The sequence below is a fragment of the Methylocapsa sp. S129 genome (genome assembly GCF_009765995.1).
Classification (GTDB): Bacteria; Pseudomonadota; Alphaproteobacteria; order Rhizobiales; family Beijerinckiaceae; genus Roseiarcus.
The window spans coordinates 46,461-65,044 of sequence record NZ_LMUI01000032.1; the positions used below are offsets into that span (position 1 = coordinate 46,461).

The following is an 18,584-nucleotide window of genomic DNA, read 5'->3' on the forward strand; positions in this document are numbered from 1 at the left end:
ACGAGTTCGGCGGATCGGCGACGGCGTTCGACATCGAAAGCCTGAGATCAGGCGGCTTCGTCAAGCGCGACAATGATGTCAGTATACACGCGCTCATGCGGCGCGAGACTCGTTTTGCTTGCATCGGTCCAAGTGGCGAGCTTCACGACCCGCCCGGTGGGAGCGCCATTCGGATACGGCTCTCCCGGCTCGACGATGTTAAGTCCGTTTCCGTCGAGGAAGAATGTATGATCGCCAAAATTGCTTCGAAGCTGCTTGGCGACCGGATGTTCGTTGGGAACGGCTTCAGCGGTGAATTGAATTAGGGTCCGATCGATGCTTCCAGAAGATAGCTTCATCACGTGCTCCTTTTGTCTTTCGTCGGGTTGCGCTGGGTTGCGCTATTTCATCGCAAAAATCCGCGTGCCGCCCACGGGGCGAAGCATGCGGCCACACGGTGATTCTCTCGCGTTCACAAACACGCTTTCCGTCTGGACTCCGACGGTGTCGCCACGGCGATGAATCGACAAGCGACGTCCATCGAAAGGTCAACCGCGCGACGCAGCCATCTCAGCGCGCCTCCCATGCAGGACGTTCCCCGAAGGCTCAGGCAACCGTCGCGACAACGTCGCTCAGCCTTCGTCCGATCATACCTCTTCGTGCGTAATCAACGTCAGCCCGCCGTCGTCGTCGACGAGAGCAGCGACGACTTCCGCCGAGTTCAACCCTCTCGCCCTCAGCGCGGCCGACGCTTCCGGCATGGCATCGATCGACCTTCGAAGAACTTGCATGTCCTCCTTACTAGACTGCGCGACCGTGGCGCCGACCTGCAGTTGGATTTCAAGCGGCAACGTCTCTAAGGCGACAATCGTGACGCTCGGAACGGCGCGCCCAAGTTGGGGAGCGGAGTCCTGCAGTTCGTTTGAGGGTGGATACCCCTTCTCGACTTGTGCGTAGGCGGGAACCCCTACGATCACGGCGACGCAAATGGCAACCATCGTCAATCTTCGCATGATCGTTCCTTTCCGTAGCTATGGCGGAGGAGGATCACCTTCCTGACGAAGCATTGATACAGGATGAATTTGGTCGTTCGCCGTCGTGGATGAGGTCTTTCGGTGAAACAAATGCGACGAAAATATGCGGCGGCGCGGAGACTGGGCTCAAGACCTCCATTGAAGGAGGCTTCGATGGGTTATTTGTTTCTGCTGAGTAAGCGGCAGATGGGGCGCTGACCTCCGACGCAGCCAGCATCCTGAATCACAACAAAGCCCGCCCGGGAATCCCCATTCGATTCAATCTATTCAATCTAGATGATTCAGACTCTAGAGGATTGGCGTCGCATCCACACCCGACACGACCATTGCGCCCACGCCGACTTGTCGGTATCGGCATCGCCGCAGCCATCCTTTTCCGACTGTAATCAACGAGTCCTGAACCTCGGTCGGAAGACAGCCAGCGATCGCTCTTTCCACCACGTATCGATGCCGCGGCTTTTCGCATCATGGACTTCCTCGCCCGCGTTGATAAAATCAGATACGCGTGGGGACCGCCGCCTGCGCGGCGATGGAAGAGGCATCCCCTCATGTCCTTCTTGAAAAGAGCGTCCGTCACGGCTTTGATCCTCGCATTCCCTCTCGAAGGTTGCGGGGGTGTTCTCGACCCGCAAGGGCCCGTTGGCGTCTCCGAGCGGCTCATTCTTTTCGATTCGCTGGCGATCATGTTGACAATCGTCATCCCGGTGATCGTCGCCACAATAGGGTTCGCCTGGTGGTTCCGAGCCTCGAACGCCCGTGCATTTTACTGGCCCGACTGGGCCTTCTCAGGCACTTTGGAGCTTATCGTCTGGGCAATCCCAGCGCTCGTCATCACCTTTCTTGGCGGCATCGCCTGGTTCGGCTCGCACGCGCTCGACCCCTATAGAGCCCTCGACTCGAAAGTGAAGCCGCTCGAAATCGAGGTCGTGTCGCTCGATTGGAAATGGTTGTTCATTTATCCCAACGAAGGCGTGGCGAGCCTCAACCAGCTCGTTCTGCCTGTCGGCGCGCCGGCGCACTTCAAGCTGACGTCCAACGGGGTCATGAACAGCTTCTTTGTGCCGCAGCTTGGTAGTCAGATCTACACGATGGCCGGCATGACATCTCAATTGACGCTCCAAGCCGATCAGCCCGGAACTTATCAGGGCCTTTCCGCGCAGTTTAGCGGCGACGGCTTCTCCGACATGCATTTCGATGTGCGCGCGCTGCCGACCGACGCGTACGCGAAATGGATTGCCGACGCCAAAACCAGCGGGTCGACCCTCAACGCTGAAGGTTATGGGCGCCTCGCAAAGCAAAGTGAGAGGGACAAGCCGGTGACCTATGGCTCGATCGATCCGAAGCTTTTCGATGCGATCGTCAATGAAACCGCACCGCCCGCTCAAGGACCCACTGAAGGGTCGGCCGGTCAGGATGCGCCGCGGGCGCCGCGTGGAGGAAGCTGATGCTTGGCAAGCTGACGTGGTCGGCGATTCCATCCGATCAGCCGATCCCACTAGCGGCGTCTGTTTTGATGATTCTCGCCATCCTCAGCGTGCTGGCCTGGGTCGCGGTCAAAGGCTACGCACCCTATCTCTGGCGCGAGTGGGTCACTTCGGTCGACCACAAGCGGATCGGAGTCATGTATTGCCTGCTGGCGGTGGTGATGCTGCTGCGCGGGTTCTCGGACGCGATCATGATGCGCTCGCAGCAGGCGCTAGCCTATGATGCGCCAGGCTATCTGCCGCCTGAGCACTATGACCAGATCTTTTCCGCCCACGGCACGATCATGATCTTTTTCGTGGCGATGCCGTTCATGATCGGCCTCATGAACTTTGTGGTCCCGTTGCAATTGGGCGTCCGCGATGTGGCATTCCCGACTTTCAATTCGGTGAGTTTCTGGCTGACGGCTTCGGGAGTGTTGCTGGTCAACATGTCACTCGTCGTCGGCGAGTTCGCCAAGACCGGCTGGCTCGCCTATCCGCCTCTGTCAGAATTGAAATTTTCGCCGGGCGTCGGCGTCGACTACTACCTCTGGGCGCTGCAGATATCAGGAATCGGCACACTGCTGACCGGCGTCAATTTCGTAACGACGATCCTCAAGATCCGTGCGCCGGGGATGACCTATACGCGCATGCCGATCTTCTGTTGGACGGCGCTTGCCGCGAATCTGCTGATTGTCGCCGCCTTCCCGATCCTCACCGCAACCTTCGCAATGCTGTTGCTCGACCGCTACCTCGGGTTCCATTTCTTCACGACGGACTTTGGCGGCAATGCGATGATGTATATCAACCTGATCTGGGCGTGGGGCCATCCCGAGGTCTACATCCTGATTCTGCCGGCGTTCGGAATCTTCTCGGAGGTGATCGCGACCTTCTCAGGTAAGCCCTTGTTTGGCTATCGCTCGATGATCATCGCCACCATGGCGATCTGCATTCTATCGTTTTTGGTCTGGCTGCATCATTTCTTCACGATGGGAGCGGGCGCGGACGTCAACGGATTCTTCGGGATCATGACGATGATCATCGCCGTGCCGACCGGCGTGAAAATATTCAACTGGCTATTTACCCTCTATGGAGGTCGCATACGTTTCGAGACGCCTCTCCTATGGGCGCTCGCCTTCATGGTTACGTTCGTGATCGGCGGCATGACAGGCGTACTGCTCGCGGTGCCGCCGGCCGATTTCGTGCTGCACAACTCGCTTTTCCTCGTTGCGCATTTCCATAATGTGGTGATCGGCGGCGTGCTGTTTGGCGCCTTCGCAGGCTATACTTACTGGTTTCCGAAAGCCTTCGGCTTCAGGCTCGACGATTGGTGGGGCAAGGCCGCTTTCTGGTTTTGGGTGGTCGGCTTCTACCTCGCATTCATGCCGCTCTATGTGCTCGGGCTGGAAGGGATGACGCGGCGTATGCAACATTACGACGTCGCGGAATGGCGCCCCTGGCTGATCGCCGCCGCGGGCGGCTCCGTCGTGATCATGATCGGCATTGGTTGTCAGATCGTCCAGCTCATCGTCAGTATCCGCCGCCGCGACCAGCTTCGCGACCTGACCGGCGATCCCTGGGACGGCAGGACGCTCGAATGGATCACGGCGTCGCCGCCGCCGGCGTTCAATTTCGCAGTGATGCCGAATGTGCTGGGCGAAGAGGCCTACTGGGGCGTCAAGCAATTGGCGATCGAACAACACCGGCTGACCGATCTGCCTGCCTACACGGCGATCGAACTGCCGCGCAACAGCCCGACCGGGTTCGTTGTCGCCTTTTTCGCCGTCGTCACCGGCTTCGCGATGATTTGGCACATCTGGTGGATCGCAGCGCTCGGCCTCGTCGGCGCCTTCGCGACCTTCGTCGCTTTTGCTTGGCGAGACCATTCGGAATTCGAATTGTCGGCCAAGCAATTGGCCGAGATCGACGCCAAGCGGCGCCAGGCGCGCATCCCCCTGGTCGAGGGCCGCCAACCAGGTATCACGCCCGTAAAATATTCAGGCGCCAGCGCGCATGACCCGCATAATCTCGGCGCGCGCGACGAGCCCGACGGCGGCTTCAAAGGGCCCGCCCCCAAACGAATCATCACCGGCTATGGCTTCTGGGTGTTTCTTCTCTCCGATTTCATCATGTTCTCAGGTTTCTACGCCGCCTATGCCGTTCTTTCGAACGCGACCGCCGCGGGGCCTACCGGCTTGCAGCTTTTTGATTTGCGCACCGTCGCAATCGAGACGGCCTGCCTGCTGCTTTCAAGCTTCGCCTGCGGCATGGCGACGATCGCCTTCAACGCGCGCAACCAGCTCTGGACGCAGGTTTTCTATTTCATCACCGGCCTCCTCGGTCTCGCGTTCCTCACGCTCGAGGTCAAGGAATTCGCGAAAATGCTGGGCGAGGGCGCCGGACCGGATCGCAGCGCCTTTCTTTCCGCCTTTTTCACGCTTGTCGGCTGCCACGGCCTACATGTGACGATTGGGCTGCTCTGGCTCGGGACGATGATGGCGCAGTTCTACACCAAGGGCTTCCGGCCGGACATCATGCGGCGCGGACTTTGTTTCGGCCTGTTCTGGCACGCCCTCGACATCATCTGGGTGGGCATATTCACCAACGTCTATCTCCTGGGGACCAGCGCATGAGCGAGCATGACGCCATAGAAACCCTCGCAGTCGACGCCGCGCCGGGCGACTTGGAGACCGGCGAACACAGCGTCGCCGCAAGTGTGCGAAATTATCTTATCGGGCTCGCGCTCGCGGCGGCCCTGACTGTCGGTTCGTTCTGGGTGGCGAGCGACAATGGGCTGATCTACTCGCCGGGCGTCCCTATGGCGTTGGCGGCGCTAGCCGTCGCGCAAATGGGTGTGCATCTCGCTTTCTTCCTTCACATAACAACAGGATCCGACAACACCAACAACGCGCTCGCGCTCGCCTTCGGCGCGCTGATCGTCGGTATCGTCATCGCCGGCTCGTTGTGGATCATGTACCACCTCAACACGAATATGATGGTTCCGAGCGACATGATGGACATGCGGATGCAGCGGTGAGGATGCTTCAAGTTATACGCCTCACTGGCGCAGCGGCGACAGCAGATATTCGAGAATCCGCTACGAACCCGTCTTGATCTCCCCGATGACCGCCACGCTGGTCCGCTCCAGCGCGACGCACACGACACAGGACGGCGAGTTGTTCGCCTTTTGATCGTCCTTCGCGTTTTCGCAAAACGGTTGTGGCGCAAACGTCAGAGGTCGTGCTAATTAAAGGCTTGGGAGTCGCCCCCGATTAAGCGCTTCAAGGCGACTCTTCCCCCCGCGCAAAGTCGATATAGATATCGCGAAGTTGGCGCGTCAGGGGGCCTGGCTGTCCGTTGCCGATGGGATCGCCGTCGACGGATATAACGGGGACGACGAAGTTTGACGCGCTGGTGTAGAAAACCTCCGCGGCCGCCTTCGCCTCGACCACACTGAACGGACGCTCGTCGATTGTCAGATTTTCACGCGCCGCCAGCCGCATCACGGCGAGCCGCGTAATTCCCGGCAGGATGGCCGTGCTGAGCGGGCGGGTGATGATGCGCATGTCTTGGGTGATGATGAAAGCCGTCGACGAACCGCCTTCGGTGACGAAGCCATCCTCGACCATCCACGCCTCCGCCGCGCCCGCCTCCGCCGCCGTTTGTTTGGCGAGGACCTGGGCGAGCAGCGCGACCGATTTGATGTCGCGACGCGCCCAGCGAAGGTCCGGCAAGGTGATCAGTTTCGCGCCTCGATTGCTCAAGGGACTGGCGACGATCGCCTTGACCTGAGTGAAGGCGACCACGGTCGGTCGCAAGTCCGGGGGATAGACGAAGTCGCGCTCGGCGACGCCCCGTGTGACCTCGATATAGATGACGCCCTCGGTCAGGCTGTTGCGGCGGATCAGTTCCTCTTCGATGCCGATCCAGTCGGCGCTCGAATAGGGTTCGGCGATCCGCAATTCGGCCAACGAGCGTTTCAACCGGGCAAGATGCGCATCGTTGTCGACGAGCTTGCCGTCGAGCACGGCGCTGACCTCATAGATCCCGTCAGCGAAGAGAAAACCGCGATCCATGATCGAGATGTTCGCGTCAGCCAGCGGCACATAGGCGCCATTGAGAAATACGATGCGATCGGCGGCGTCAGGCATTTCAGTTTCCCTTTGGGATGGGTTCGAGAATTCAGGGACAAGGAGTGAAGCGCCTCGCATCCGTCTGCGATGGCGCGACATACGCATTCGGCCGGACGCCAGCGTCAGTTGTTGAAGGCGGCCTGCGCCTCCGGCAAGGCCCATATCTTCCCTATGGCGGCGGCCCCTGCAGCAGTGATCGCCTCTTCATCGCCGCCGGCGTAGCGGCCGGCCTCGATCAGTACTTTGCCGTCGACCACCACCATGTCGACGTTGGCGCGGTTGGCGAGCCAGATCAAGGCGCGCCGCGGATCAAACAAAGGCTGGAGGTGCGGATGCGACAGGTCGACCACGGTCAGGTCGGCGGTCGCGCCGGGCCGGATCTCGCCAAGGTCCGGGCGCTTGATCGCCGCGGCGGCCTGCGTTGTGACAGCATCGATGAGCTCCGGCGCGCTCGCCGCGTCCGCCCGTCCCGATGCGACCTTTGAAATCATCGCGGCGGCGTTCAACTCGCCAAGAAGGTCCATATTATAGCCGTCGGTGCCCACCAGCGTGCGAACGCCATGGCCGGCGAAGCGACTGAAGGCGGCCGTGGTTCCGGCGCGCGCAAACACGCGGGGGCAATTGAGAACCGCAGCGCCGCGCGCGCCCATTAAGGCAAGGTCGTCATCCGTGCAGTCGATGCAATGCGCGGCGAGCAGGTCGGGCTCCAGCACGCCGAGCCAGTCCAGATATTCGGCCGGCGTCCGATCGCCGTATCGGCTGCGAATGGTCGCCACTTCGGACTTGCTCTGCGCCAGGTGGATCGTTATCGGCGCATCCAACTCCCGCGCGCGCGCGGCGGCGGCGCGCAACAGGTCCGGACCGCAAGTATCGGTCGCATGAGGGCTCATCGCGAGACGGATGCGCCCTTCGCCCCGTCCCTCCCAGCTTGCGTAAAGGCGGTCCCAGGTCTGGAGATCGACCGAACCGTCCTCCCCGCCAGCCGCATTGGAGGCGTATCGCACGACGCCGCCGCCATCAGCCTGAGCGTTGGCGGTCGAGAAGAGGTAAGGCGCGCCATAGAAGCGTATTCCCATCTCCAACGCCGCATCGAACATTTCGGGAATGCCGTTTCGGAAAGGCTCCATCACCGTCGCGGCGCCGCCTTTCAGAAGTTGCAAGATTCCCAGGCGCGCGACGTCCATCCGCTCGGCCGGCGTGAGGATTTCGATTCCAAGCTTCGTCAGCGGCAGCAGCACGGTATAGACAATGCTCTGATTGTTCTTTCGTCCGGCGCCGTCCTCGGTATGCGTTCGCGCCACCGCCTCGCTGAAGCAATGGTTGTGAAGGTTCAAAAGCCCTGGCAGGATGAAGCGGCCCGGACGGTCGAACACGCGATCCGCGCCCGCTGGCCGCGACGGCGTGATGGCTGCGATCCGGTCGCCCTCCAGCAGCACCCAATGGTCGCGAAGCACCTCCTGCGCGCCGTTGCGCCGAGCGAGCACGTAGCTGCCGAAAATCAGAGTTGTCGCGCTGCCGCCCATCGAATTCATCCCAACGTTCATATCGGTCTTATCGCCCCAACCACCGTTGACTCTATGGGGCCGCGATGCGGAACGAGATTTTTGGTCCTTCACTCGCAGCGGGTCCGCTAGGCTTGGAAACGCGCGAGGCGGCCGATCGGAGCCCCAAGGACTTCGTCATCGCGCATGACCGTCATGCCTCGAATGATCGTCGCGACGGGCCAGCCTTGGACCGACATGCCGGCAAAAGGCGTCCACCCGCAAGGGGATGCGATCCAGCTTTCCTCGATCGTGCGCCGGCGTTTCATGTCAACGATGGTGAAATCGGCGTCGTAGCCCGCCGCGAGCCGCCCTTTGCCGATAAGACCATAAACCCGGGCAGGCCCCGCGGCCATCAGGTCGACCAAACGCGAGAGCGACAGTCTGCCGGCGTTTACGTGATCGAGCATGACGGGGACGACGGTTTGCACCCCTGTCAGTCCGGCGGGACAGTCCGGCCACGGCAATCGCTTGGCCGCCCTGGAATGGGGCGCGTGATCGGAGCCGATCGTATCGACCGTCCCGTCGCGCAGCGCCGCCCAGCTCGCCGCGCGATGGCGTTCGCCGCGGATCGGAGGGTTCATCACGCCCATCCCGCCAAGATTATCGTAGCAATCGGGCGCGACCTGGGTGAGGTGATTGACCAGCACTTCGACGCTGGCGACGTCACGGAAATCTCGCAAATATTCCAGTTCCTCCGCCGTCGACACATGCAGAATATGCGCGGGCCGGCCGGTCTTGCGCGCCAGCGCCATCAGCCGTCTCGTGCCGAGGAATGCGCATTCCTCGTCGCGCCATTCCATATGGCTGCGGTAAGGCATGCCCGAATGGAACAGGGGCTTGCGCGCGCGCAGCCGATATTCGTCTTCGCTGTGAAAGGCGATGCGGCGGCGGCCCGCCCGCATCAATCGCTCCAGATGCTCGTCATCTTCGACCAGCAAGGCGGCGGTGGAGCTGCCGGCAAAGACCTTGATCGCGCAAACGCCCGGCTGCCGTTCAAGCGCGGCCAGTGCATCGATGTTTGTCTTGGCGCCGGCGACATAGAGACCGATGTCGCACCAGCTTTGCTGCTCCGCATAGCTTCGCTTCCAGTCGAGACGGTCCTGATCGACGATCGCTGGATTGGTGTTCGGCATGTCGAACACGGTGGCGACGCCGCCCAGCACGGCGGCGCGAGTGCCCGTGGCCAGGGTTTCCACTGTCGCATCGCCGGGATCGCGAAGGTGGACATGGCTGTCGATGAGGCCCGGCAGCACATGCAGCCCGCTCGCGTCGAAGACCTCCGCGGCCGTGTGTGTGTGCAGGGCGCCGATGGCGGCGATGCGGCCGTGCAGGATGCCGACATCCGCCTGCTCTTCGCCCCAGGGGAGCATGCAGGCGCCGGCGCGTATCAGCAGATCAAAGTGCATCGCATCTCGCTCCATCCCAAAGGTTCGTTGCGCGGCAGTCGCCCAATACGCGGCGCGCGCCTACGGAAAGCGCCGACCTGCGAACCTCTCATGACTCTGCCAGAAGTAGCGCCGCCAACGCCGCCGCCACAGCCTGCTGCGTTGGCTCGACGACAGGCAGACCTATCAAATCCTGAAGGGCGCGGCGATGGCTCGCCATTCCCGCGCAACCAAGCACCAGCACGTCCGCTCCAAGGCGTGTCGCCAGACTGCGCCCGGCTTCCGCCAATCGCTCCCGGATGGCCTCGCCGGCCGTATCTTCGGCGCTGGCGTTCACGGGCCAACTCCCGGCATAGCGATCGAAAAGCCCCATTTGTCTGACATAGCGCTGCTGTCGCTGGACTGAGGCGGGTGAGAGCGCAATAATTCCGAAGCGTTCTCCCAGCGTCAGCGCGCGAAGCAGGCCCCATTCCGCGATTCCCATCACCGGACGACCGCCCGCCGCCTCGCGCACGGTGTGCAGGCCGGGGTCGCTGAAGCAGGCGAGGACGAACGCGTCGGCGCTCTCCGCGCGCACCCAGTCCGCCAACGGCATAACGACACTGTCCGCATCCTGTTGCGTCGCAATGCCCCGCGGTCCTGTCCGCAGACTCTCCACCACGATCTCCGGCCCTCCCGATACGCGAAGGGGCTGCAGGCCGCCGTCGATCGCGGCCGTGACGGCGAGCGATGAATTGGGGTTGATCACCAGGATGCGGTCCGGAGACCGGCTTGTCCGCGTGCTGGGGCGTCGCACTATGGCGCCCCGTTGATCGTGGCGCGCGGCGTCGCGCTGCTGGCGGGCAGGTTCCACTTCTTCAGCAGCGCCGCGTAACTGCCGTCGTCGATTGCTTCCTGCAACGCTTTGGCCAGAGCGGTTTGCAATGCGGCCTCCGATTTGGCGACGCCGATGCCCATCACGGTGATGTCGAAAGGCTCGCCCACAGTGGTGTAGACGCCCTGTTCCTGCGCCTGGATGAAGGGGATGGTGAGGCTGTCCTGCGCCATCGCGTCGGAGCGGCCTTGTTTGAGTTGGGAGCGCGCGTCGATGTTGTTGTCGGCGCCGAGAAAGATGACAGCCGCCCTGCCCTGGCTCTCGCAATGCGCCTGGCTCCACTCCGCGATCTGGCCAGGCAGATTGGTGCCCCGGCTGCCCGCGACTTTCTTGCCGCACAAGGCGGTTTCGTCGGCATAGGCGCTGGCGTCCGCGGCGCGCACCATGAATTGCGTGCCGGACCGCAGATAGTCCACGAAGCTGACTAGCTCGCGCCGCGGCGCGGTGTCGTTCATACCGTTGAAGAACAGTTTGATCCGCCCGGTCTGGACCGACGCCACCAATTGAGCGAACGCCGTCTCCTGCAGGTCGAATGTCACGCCGAGCCGCTCGGCCAAGCGTTGACCTAGTTCGATGTCGAAGCCCTTCAATTCGCCACTCACGGGGTCGCGCATATCGAGTGGGGGGTAGCTGGGATAGATGCCGATCGGGACGTGCGTCGGCTCGGCGGCCGCTGCCGTCAGGGTCAGCAGCAGGATCGGCGCGGCAAGACATTTGAACATGGAAGACAATCTCGTGGAATGGGGTGGGAGAGAAAGCGCGGCGGTCAGGCCGCCGCGGCTTCGTGTTTGGCGAAGTGGCCGGCGATCTCCTCTCCGGTCGCTATCCAGAGGTCCGGGCAGGACTGAGCGTATTGCAGGAACTCCCGCAACAGACGCAGGCGCATCGGTCGGCCGCTGCATTGCGGGTGCAGCACGGTGGTGACCATCGCGCCCCAATCCCGCGTCTCATCCAGCTCGTCCTTCCAGATCGAAAGAACGTGCTCGCGCGGGAAGATCGGGCGCGGGCTGAATCGGTTCGTGAGGCCGAGCAGCCAGTCGTCGTAGCTCGCCGTAACCGGCAGTTCGATCGTCCCGGGCGCACCATTCGCGAGAACGTGACGATAGGGACGAACGTCATCGCGAAAGGAACTTGTATAGGTGATCCCGAGGCGCACGAGGGAAGAACGCAGCTCCTCGCAAAACTCGCCAGACGGCGCGCGATAACCCTTGGGCGCGACGCCGAGCCGCCGTTTCAGGACTTCGAAACCGCGCTCCAGTTCCTCTTGGATGAACGGGTCGTGCGGATCCGGCGTCAAATGGTGAAAGCCGTGGTGACCGATCTCGTGCCCCGCGCGCATGATGCTCTCGGCCATCGCCGGATGCGCCTCCACGGACCAGCCGGTGATGAAGAAAGTGGCGCGCAGCCCGAGCTGATCCATCAGTTCCAGCAGCTTGGGCGTGCCCACGCGCGCCTCGAAGCCGCCAAAGCTCATCGTGACCAGACGTTCGGCATGCGAAGGATCCTTGCCGGTCCAGGCGCTTTCCGCATCCACGTCGAACGACAGGAACATGGCGGAACCGTAAGGATTCGGCCAGGGAAAAATGGGGGCGGCAGCGGCGGCGTTAGCGGGGCGGAGCGGAATGCCCGCGAGCGACTTACTGTCCAGCATTGATCGAAGCCTTTTCGATTCCATTTGAGGAAAGACGCCACTTGCTGAGCAGCGCCTTATAAGTCCCATCGGCGATCAGCGAATCCAGCGCGCCGGCGACTGTATTTTGTAGAGCGGCATCGTCCTTCGAGATGGCGATGCCGGTAAGCTGGGCTCCGATCGGCTCGCCGATTGTCGCGTAGACGCTCGGCTCTTGCGCCATCACATAGGACAGCGTCTCATTGCCCTGAACGGCGGCGTCAATTCGCCCCTGTTTGAGCTGGGTGCGGGCGTCCGCGGAGCCTTCCGTCCCTACGAAGTTGATGGGTTTGCCGCCGCAATGCGCGTCGCTCCAGGCCGCGATCTCCTTCGGAAAGGAGGTGCGGCGGCTAGCGCCAACGGACTTGCCGCACAGGGCCTGCATGTCGCTGAACTCGGCGGCGCGGGACGCTTGCGCGAAAAATTGCGGGCCGCTTCGCAGATAGTCCACAAAGCTGGCGGCGGGATGCCGCGACGCGAGATCGCTCATTCCCGACAGGATCGCATCCACGCGGCCTGTTCCCAACGCGGGAATCATTTGCTCGAACGCCGTCTCTTGCCAGTCGACCTTCACGCCAAGCTTGCGGGCCAGCGCTTCGCCGAGATCCACGTCAAAGCCGGTCAGCGCGTTGGAGGCGGGGTCACGAAACTCCAACGGCGGATAGTTTGGCGTCACCGCAAGGATCAGGCTGCCTCGCGCGGCGATGCGATCCGGCAATGTCTCGGCGACGACCGGGATTGTGAACAAGGTCGCGGCCAAGCAGCTTATCGTCATTGTGCAAAGCGATTTCATCGGGAGCTCCATGTCACGGGCAATCACGCTAACACCGCCGAAAGGAAGGCTTTGGTGCGCGCCTCGTTCGGCGCGCTCAAAACCTGGCCTGGCGGTCCTTCCTCCACGATCCGGCCGGCGTCCATATAGACGACACGGTCTGCGACCTCCCGAGCGAAGCCCAATTCGTGTGTGACGACGATCATCGTCATGTGACTGCGCGCAAGCTCTTTCATGACCGCCAGCACCTCGCCCACAAGTTCCGGATCGAGCGCGCTGGTCGGTTCGTCGAACAGCATCAGCTTGGGGCGCATGGCCAGCGCGCGGGCGATCGCCACGCGCTGCTGCTGCCCGCCTGACAATTGGGAGGGATAATTGGCCGCTTTGTCAGCTAGACCGACCCGAGCCAAAAGCTCCAGGGCCTCGGCCTTGACCTCGCCTGCCTTGCGGCGCTGCACCTGCACCGGCCCCTCGGCGACATTCTGCAAGGCCGTCATGTGCGGGAACAGATTGAAACGCTGAAACACCATCCCTGTGCTCAGACGCTGGCGGGCGATCTCCGCGTCGTTGAGAACGTGCAGACGACCGTTCTGCACGCGCATGCCCAGAAGGTCGCCGTCCAACCAAATGCCGCCGCGGTCGATCCGCACCAGTTGGTTCACGCAACGCAGCAGCGTCGTTTTGCCAGAGCCGGAGGCCCCAATCAGGCAGAGGACTTGCCCGGCCTGTACGTCGAGCGACACGTTCTGCAGCGCCTGGAACTTCCCAAACGCCTTGCTTACATTACGTATCGCGACGAAGGGCTGGATCATCCAGAGTTCCCGGTTAGACCACGGGCGAACCTTCGCTCAAGCAGCATCTGCAAAGGAGTGAGCGCCGACACGACCGCGAGATACCAAATGCCGGCCACAATCAGCAATTCGATGACGCGCGAGTTGGCGTAGTAGATATTTTCGGCGCTGTGCAGCACTTCAGGATACTGGATAACGCTCGCCAGCGAGGTCATTTTGACCATGCTGATGAATTCATTGCCCAGCGGCGGGATCACCACGCGCATCGCCTGCGGAAGGATGATCCGGCGCAAGGCCCTAAGATGACTCATGCCGATCGCCTGGGCGGCCTCATACTGGCCAACGTCCACCGAGAGCATCCCGGCGCGCATCACCTCTGACGTATAGGCGCCCTGATTGATGCCAAGGCCGAGTAGAGCCGAAAGAAATGGCGTCATCAGGTCCACGGCGCGGCCGGACCAGAGCCCGGGCACGCCGATGACCGGAAACACTAGCGCGAGGTTGAACCACAGTAAAAGTTGAAGGATGACCGGGGTGCCGCGGAAAAGCCAGGTGTAGCCGCCGGCGACCGCCCGCAACACAGGGTTCGGCGACAGACGCATGATCGCGACGACCACCCCAAGCACGATGCCGAGCGCCATCGCCGCCACCGCCATCACGACGGTGTTGATGATGCCGTCGAGGATGGCGGGGACTGTCAGGAACCGACCAACATACGACCATTCGATTTGTCCATTCGCGAAGGCCCGAGCCAACGCGAGCAACGCCAGAACGATGAGCAGCGCCGCCGTCCAACGCCCCCAGCGCATCCGGCGCGCCACCGCCAACCCGGACAAGTCCGGGAAGCCCTCGGCCAGCGCCTGCGCCGGCCCCGGGCTCATGGCATTGCGCCGTTGATGATAGGCTCCGCCATTGCATTGTCCTGAAGGTTGTATTTGGTCAAAGTCGCCCTGTAGGAACCATCGGCGATCAACCCGCCCAGCGCGTCAGCTAATGCATCGCGCAACGCCGTTTCGCCTTTCTTCACGGCGATGCCTTGATAACCGGTTGTGAAGGGGGCGCCGAGAACGCGATAGGTATTGGGTTCGTTGGCGAAAGCGTAAGGAATTGTCTCGCTTCCCTGCACGGCGGCGTCGATGCGGCCTTGGCGCAACTGGCTACGCGCATCGACCGTACTTTCCGCATTGACGACTTCGATGGCGGGCTTTCCCGCGCTTTCGCAATGGGTCTTGCTCCAAGCGGCGATCTCAGCGGGAAATGATGTGCTGCGGCTCGTTCCCGCGCGCTTGCCGCAGAGATCGCTCTCCGCCTTGGCTGGGCTTCCCGCTAGGACATAGAATTGCGCGCCAGTTTTCAGATAGTCGACGAAGTCGGCGGCCTCGTGGCGGGAAACGCGATCGGTCAGCCCGCTGATGATCAGATCCGCGCGCCCGGTCTGCAAAGACGGCATCAATTGCTCGAATGCGCTTTCAGACCAAACGATCTTCACCCCCAAACGCTTGGCCAAAGCCTCGCCCAGGTCCACATCGAGGCCGGTCAACTGTCCGCTCGCTGGGTCCTTGTACTCCATCGGCGGATAGATTGCGTTGACGCTTGCCTGCAGCGCGCCGGCTTGCTGAATCGCCTGCGGCAATTCGGCGGAGGCCGCGCCTCCAATGCAGGACAGAGCGGCAAGGGAAAGAGCGGCCAGACGGGTGCGGTTCATGGAAAGCCTCAGCTTGAGGGTTGAGCGGCTCGGAAGCGATCTGTGGATTTATCGATGTTGACGAAAGCAGGTTCGATCACGCCGACCTGGCTCGTGATCGCCGCATATTGCTGGGGGCGTCGATGGGCTTCGAAGTTGAACATTTTATCTTTGCCCTGACGGCACAGATCAAGATCGCAATCGGCGACGAGTAACTCGTCGGACAATGTCGTCGCCTCAGCCACTATCCGCCCGTTCGGGTCGACAATGCATGAGCCGCCGATCAACCCGGATCCGTCCTCGTCGCCGGCTTTCGCCACGGCGACAGCCCAGGTGGAATTCATATAGGCGTTCGCCTGCGCCACCAGCTTGGAATGGAACGTGCGCAACGCTTCGTCTTCGCTCGCGCCGCCGTTCGGGTCGTATGCGGCGGAGTTGTAGCCTACGCAGACCAGTTCCACGCCCTGGAGCCCTAAAACGCGCCATGCCTCAGGCCAGCGGCGGTCATTGCAGATCATCATACCCAGGATCGCGCTCTGCCAGTCGCTGCCAGCGCGGAAGGCGGGAAAACCAAGGTCGCCATATTCGAAATAACGCTTTTCCAATTGCTGGAAGGCCGTGTTTGGTCGCGGTTCTCGAGTGCCCGGGAGATGAACCTTGCGATAGCGGCCGAGCACCGAACCGTTAGGCTCGACAAGAATCGCCGCATTAAAACGGCGCCGTTCGGGAGTGACTTCGGCATAACCGACATAGAAACCCACACGCAGTTCACGCGCGCGGTCAAACAGCGCTTGCACCGAGGGGTTGGGCATTGATCGCTCGAAATAGGCGTCGAGCGCGTCGCCTTCGATCAACCATCGCGGAAAGAATGTCGTGAATGCGAGTTCGGGAAATATGATCAAAGTCGCGCCCTGTGCGGCCGCACCCTCCAGCAGCGCGATCATACGCAGCAGCGTTTGCTCGCGCGGGTCCGCTTTCTGGGTCGCACCCATCTGCGCCGCCGCAATTCGGATTACTCGGCTCATTGTGGCTTTCTGCACCCTGTTCGTGTCGGTTTTGTCCGGTTTTATCAGCCTGTCCGGCGCGGAGACCCAATTTTCTCGCATGACTCGAAACCCGTGTTCAATCGAGTAAGCTATGATAAAACAGGGGCATCTATTCAGGGGAGTTATAGTTGACGCTCCGCCAGCTTGAGATTCTTCGTGCGCTGATCCGCAATCACACAACCGTCGCCGCGGCGCGGGATCTCGCCCTATCGCAGCCGGCGGTCAGCAACGCGCTCAAGGTGATGGAGGCCCAGGCCGGGTTTGCACTATTCGAGCGCATCAACAATCGCCTGTTTCCAACGGCTGAGGCGCTGGCGCTGCATAAAGAAGCGGAGTCCATCTTCGCCCTGCACGCCAATCTGGAAAGCCGGGTGCGGGATCTGCGCGAAAGCCGCTCAGGCCATCTGCGCATCGTGGCGACGCCGCCGCTTGCCTACAGCATCGTGCCGCCTGCCCTGAACCGCTTCCTTGGCGCCCGGCCCAAGATCCGGGTGTTCTTCGACGTGCGCCGTTACGAGGGGATCATCGAGAGCGTCACCACTCGGGTTGCGGAACTTGGCTTCGCGCTCGGCCTGTCTCGCCACCCGGGCATTGCATCCGAAGTCGTTCATCGCGGCGAAATGGTCTGCGTCATGGCGCGGGACCATAAGCTGGCTTCGCTGCCATCCATTTCGCCGCCCGACCTGGCCGCCTATCCGTTCATCGCACTGGAACGGGGGACGCGCTTGGGGGAAGCGGTGCGCGATACCTTCGATCGCGCTAACACGCCGTTCCGCTACACCGTGGAGGTGCGCTATTGCAACACGGCCTGCGTGCTCGCAGGAGCGAGAGTGGGCGTATCGGTGGTGGACCCGTTCTCACCGCATCTCGGGGGGGCCCACGATCTGGCGATTCGGCCGTTCACACCACACACGCCGGCGGTTGCGTATGTGCTCTGGTCCGAAGCGCAGCCGCTGTCTCGTCTGGCCCTCGCTTTCCTCGAAGAGATACGCACCTCCGCTTCCGAGCGGCTAGTGAGGACGCCGGCGTCCTGACACGGGCGCTGCCAGATCAACGGGCGTCGTCACCTTGACGCGCTGCCTAGAGTCCGTGGCTATCCAAGTGGCGCGAACAAGAACGTTCGATGGTTCCGCCTATGTGACCCCCCAAAGCCGGCGATCGCACGGGCTCCTATAGGAAACTTCGGTCCAGGCGGATGAAATTATGAGATCGACGGCAACAGAGCCGAACCACCCGCTTAAGACGGGCGAGGCGACGAGCCGGAGGAAGAAACTAGCCGCGCAGCGCCAGCCCAGCCCGCGGCCAGTCGACGGCGATGAGGCGTCCCGTACCGGACAGGGTAATGTAGGCAGTCTTCATAAGGGGACCGCCGAAGCAAATGTTCGTGCAATAGGGCTCCGGCGCCTCGTGGAATTCGAGGAGATCGCCCTCCGGCGAAAACACACTAACGCCGCCGCGGACGAGGGTTGCGACGCAAATGGCGCCATTCGCTTCGACGGCCAAGGAATCAAAGCGTTGGTAGCCAGGAAGACCATGGACGAGTTTGCCGCCGTTGGGCGACGGCCAAGGCTCCTTCGCCACTTCGCCGACGCCGATGATGTCGAAGCGCCAAAGGCGGCTGGTCTCTGTTTCCGAAACGTAGAGTGTGCGTCCATCGGGGGAGAGGCCGACGCCATTTGGCGTGAGGATCGGGAAGATCGCCTCCTTGATCAACGACCCGTCTGTGCGAGCGTAATAGACGGCGCCGCGATCGGAGACGCGCCCATAGGTCTTGCCTAAATCGGTGAACCAGAAGCCGCCGGCTGCATCGAACACGATGTCATTCGGGCCCTTCAGGGGGACGCCGTTGCATTGATCATAGAGGACCTTGACCGCGCCGGTGGCAAGGTCGACTTGTTCGATCCGCCCGGTTTGATAGTCCGTTGATCGGCCGATGGGGCGCAGATAGCCGGTCTCTTCTCGTTGCCAAGCAAAGCCGCCGTTGTTGCAAACGTAGCATTTTCCGTCGGGCCCCATGGCTGCCCCGTTCGGGCCGCCGCCGAGTTCCGCCACTGTCTCGCGCCGACCCGATGGTTGGACGCGCGTCAGCCGGCCGCCTTCGATCTCCACCACCAGGACGCTGCCGTCAGCCAACGCGATTGGGCCCTCGGGAAAGCCAAGTCCACTGGTGATCTCTCTACCCTCAAGACGCATATGTGTTGACACCCTCA

General features: G+C 62.0%; 18 protein-coding genes and 1 pseudogene. 5 read left to right on the forward strand and 14 right to left on the reverse strand.

Features of this window, described 5'->3' with window-relative positions; genetic code table 11:
• Positions 1-47: 47 nt before the first annotated feature.
• Together GSQ90_RS19980 and GSQ90_RS19985 are read right to left on the reverse strand one after the other, a co-directional pair.
• The gene (locus GSQ90_RS19980) at positions 48-338 is read right to left on the reverse strand and encodes a hypothetical protein (protein WP_158816663.1); all 291 of its coding nucleotides are present in this window, start codon (positions 336-338) and stop codon (positions 48-50) included.
• Between the two features lie 288 nt (positions 339-626).
• Entirely contained in the window at positions 627-992 is a 366-nt protein-coding gene (locus GSQ90_RS19985) for a hypothetical protein (RefSeq protein WP_158816664.1), read from the reverse strand.
• 569 nt (positions 993-1,561) lie between these two features.
• Here GSQ90_RS19985 and cyoA point away from each other — a divergent pair.
• The 4 genes and pseudogenes from cyoA (at position 1,562) to cyoD (ending at position 5,513) form a co-directional block, all read left to right on the forward strand.
• Positions 1,562-2,458 (forward strand): ubiquinol oxidase subunit II, encoded by an 897-nt coding sequence (gene cyoA, locus GSQ90_RS19990; RefSeq protein WP_158816665.1) that lies wholly within the window; start codon positions 1,562-1,564, stop codon positions 2,456-2,458.
• Positions 2,458-4,437, forward strand: a pseudogene (gene cyoB / locus GSQ90_RS19995) (cytochrome o ubiquinol oxidase subunit I); the annotation flags it as partial. The gene cyoA and the pseudogene cyoB, both read left to right, overlap by 1 nt.
• A gap of 144 nt (positions 4,438-4,581) precedes the next feature.
• Positions 4,582-5,109 carry a cytochrome c oxidase subunit 3 gene (locus GSQ90_RS32485; protein ID WP_256366622.1) on the forward strand — a complete coding sequence of 176 codons (528 nt, stop codon included), beginning with the start codon at positions 4,582-4,584 and terminating at the stop codon, positions 5,107-5,109.
• Positions 5,106-5,513, forward strand: coding sequence for a cytochrome o ubiquinol oxidase subunit IV (cyoD, locus tag GSQ90_RS20000; RefSeq protein WP_158816667.1), 408 nt, complete (start codon positions 5,106-5,108; stop codon positions 5,511-5,513). The genes GSQ90_RS32485 and cyoD overlap by 4 nt, the downstream gene beginning before the upstream one ends.
• A gap of 244 nt (positions 5,514-5,757) precedes the next feature.
• Here the strand turns inward: cyoD and GSQ90_RS20005 are convergent, their stop codons facing one another.
• The 11 genes from GSQ90_RS20005 to GSQ90_RS20055 all read right to left on the reverse strand — a co-directional run bounded on the left by GSQ90_RS20005 (position 5,758) and on the right by GSQ90_RS20055 (position 16,353).
• Positions 5,758-6,627, reverse strand: a complete 870-nt coding sequence (locus tag GSQ90_RS20005) for a D-amino-acid transaminase (protein WP_158816668.1) — start codon at positions 6,625-6,627, stop codon at positions 5,758-5,760.
• A gap of 104 nt (positions 6,628-6,731) precedes the next feature.
• Positions 6,732-8,153 (reverse strand): amidohydrolase family protein, encoded by a 1,422-nt coding sequence (locus tag GSQ90_RS20010; protein WP_246731679.1) that lies wholly within the window; start codon positions 8,151-8,153, stop codon positions 6,732-6,734.
• Positions 8,154-8,239: 86 nt separating this feature from the next.
• Positions 8,240-9,559 (reverse strand): dihydroorotase, encoded by a 1,320-nt coding sequence (locus tag GSQ90_RS20015; protein WP_158816669.1) that lies wholly within the window; start codon positions 9,557-9,559, stop codon positions 8,240-8,242.
• A gap of 88 nt (positions 9,560-9,647) precedes the next feature.
• Entirely contained in the window at positions 9,648-10,286 is a 639-nt protein-coding gene (locus tag GSQ90_RS20020; RefSeq protein WP_246731680.1) for an aspartate/glutamate racemase family protein, read from the reverse strand.
• 47 nt (positions 10,287-10,333) lie between these two features.
• Complete coding sequence (locus GSQ90_RS20025; protein WP_158816671.1) at positions 10,334-11,134, reverse strand: ABC transporter substrate-binding protein; 801 nt, start codon at positions 11,132-11,134, stop codon at positions 10,334-10,336.
• Between the two features lie 44 nt (positions 11,135-11,178).
• A complete protein-coding gene (locus GSQ90_RS20030; protein WP_158816672.1) occupies positions 11,179-12,063 on the reverse strand; it encodes a polysaccharide deacetylase in 885 nt (294 codons plus the stop codon).
• Positions 12,050-12,874, reverse strand: a complete 825-nt coding sequence (locus tag GSQ90_RS20035; protein ID WP_210254933.1) for an ABC transporter substrate-binding protein — start codon at positions 12,872-12,874, stop codon at positions 12,050-12,052. The genes GSQ90_RS20030 and GSQ90_RS20035 overlap by 14 nt, the downstream gene beginning before the upstream one ends.
• Positions 12,875-12,897: 23 nt before the next feature.
• A complete protein-coding gene (locus GSQ90_RS20040) occupies positions 12,898-13,665 on the reverse strand; it encodes an amino acid ABC transporter ATP-binding protein (RefSeq protein ID WP_158816673.1) in 768 nt (255 codons plus the stop codon).
• A complete protein-coding gene (locus GSQ90_RS20045; protein ID WP_158816674.1) occupies positions 13,662-14,525 on the reverse strand; it encodes an amino acid ABC transporter permease in 864 nt (287 codons plus the stop codon). Before GSQ90_RS20045 ends, GSQ90_RS20040 begins: the two co-directional genes overlap by 4 nt.
• The gene (locus GSQ90_RS20050) at positions 14,522-15,349 is read right to left on the reverse strand and encodes an ABC transporter substrate-binding protein (protein WP_158816675.1); all 828 of its coding nucleotides are present in this window, start codon (positions 15,347-15,349) and stop codon (positions 14,522-14,524) included. Before GSQ90_RS20050 ends, GSQ90_RS20045 begins: the two co-directional genes overlap by 4 nt.
• A gap of 8 nt (positions 15,350-15,357) precedes the next feature.
• The gene (locus GSQ90_RS20055; protein ID WP_158816676.1) at positions 15,358-16,353 is read right to left on the reverse strand and encodes an N-carbamoyl-D-amino-acid hydrolase; all 996 of its coding nucleotides are present in this window, start codon (positions 16,351-16,353) and stop codon (positions 15,358-15,360) included.
• A 149-nt stretch (positions 16,354-16,502) separates the two neighbouring features.
• Here GSQ90_RS20055 and GSQ90_RS20060 point away from each other — a divergent pair, with 149 nt between their 5' ends.
• Positions 16,503-17,408 (forward strand): LysR family transcriptional regulator, encoded by a 906-nt coding sequence (locus GSQ90_RS20060; protein WP_158816677.1) that lies wholly within the window; start codon positions 16,503-16,505, stop codon positions 17,406-17,408.
• A gap of 238 nt (positions 17,409-17,646) precedes the next feature.
• Here the strand turns inward: GSQ90_RS20060 and GSQ90_RS20065 are convergent, their stop codons facing one another.
• A complete protein-coding gene (locus tag GSQ90_RS20065) occupies positions 17,647-18,567 on the reverse strand; it encodes an SMP-30/gluconolactonase/LRE family protein (protein WP_158816706.1) in 921 nt (306 codons plus the stop codon).
• Between the last annotated feature and the right edge of the window lie 17 nt (positions 18,568-18,584).

What these genes read in the sequence shown, in the direction of transcription:
- GSQ90_RS19980 (WP_158816663.1), bottom strand. Translation starts at nt 338, where the DNA reads ATGAAGCTATCTTCTGGAAGCATCGATCGGACCCTAATTCAATTCACC.
- GSQ90_RS19985 (WP_158816664.1), bottom strand. Translation starts at nt 992, where the DNA reads ATGCGAAGATTGACGATGGTTGCCATTTGCGTCGCCGTGATCGTAGGG.
- cyoA (WP_158816665.1), top strand. Translation starts at nt 1,562, where the DNA reads ATGTCCTTCTTGAAAAGAGCGTCCGTCACGGCTTTGATCCTCGCATTC.
- cyoD (WP_158816667.1), top strand. Translation starts at nt 5,106, where the DNA reads ATGAGCGAGCATGACGCCATAGAAACCCTCGCAGTCGACGCCGCGCCG.
- GSQ90_RS20005 (WP_158816668.1), bottom strand. Translation starts at nt 6,627, where the DNA reads ATGCCTGACGCCGCCGATCGCATCGTATTTCTCAATGGCGCCTATGTG.
- GSQ90_RS20010 (WP_246731679.1), bottom strand. Translation starts at nt 8,153, where the DNA reads ATGAACGTTGGGATGAATTCGATGGGCGGCAGCGCGACAACTCTGATT.
- GSQ90_RS20015 (WP_158816669.1), bottom strand. Translation starts at nt 9,559, where the DNA reads ATGCACTTTGATCTGCTGATACGCGCCGGCGCCTGCATGCTCCCCTGG.
- GSQ90_RS20025 (WP_158816671.1), bottom strand. Translation starts at nt 11,134, where the DNA reads ATGTTCAAATGTCTTGCCGCGCCGATCCTGCTGCTGACCCTGACGGCA.
- GSQ90_RS20030 (WP_158816672.1), bottom strand. Translation starts at nt 12,063, where the DNA reads ATGCTGGACAGTAAGTCGCTCGCGGGCATTCCGCTCCGCCCCGCTAAC.
- GSQ90_RS20035 (WP_210254933.1), bottom strand. Translation starts at nt 12,874, where the DNA reads ATGAAATCGCTTTGCACAATGACGATAAGCTGCTTGGCCGCGACCTTG.
- GSQ90_RS20040 (WP_158816673.1), bottom strand. Translation starts at nt 13,665, where the DNA reads ATGATCCAGCCCTTCGTCGCGATACGTAATGTAAGCAAGGCGTTTGGG.
- GSQ90_RS20045 (WP_158816674.1), bottom strand. Translation starts at nt 14,525, where the DNA reads ATGAGCCCGGGGCCGGCGCAGGCGCTGGCCGAGGGCTTCCCGGACTTG.
- GSQ90_RS20050 (WP_158816675.1), bottom strand. Translation starts at nt 15,349, where the DNA reads ATGAACCGCACCCGTCTGGCCGCTCTTTCCCTTGCCGCTCTGTCCTGC.
- GSQ90_RS20055 (WP_158816676.1), bottom strand. Translation starts at nt 16,353, where the DNA reads ATGAGCCGAGTAATCCGAATTGCGGCGGCGCAGATGGGTGCGACCCAG.
- GSQ90_RS20065 (WP_158816706.1), bottom strand. Translation starts at nt 18,567, where the DNA reads ATGCGTCTTGAGGGTAGAGAGATCACCAGTGGACTTGGCTTTCCCGAG.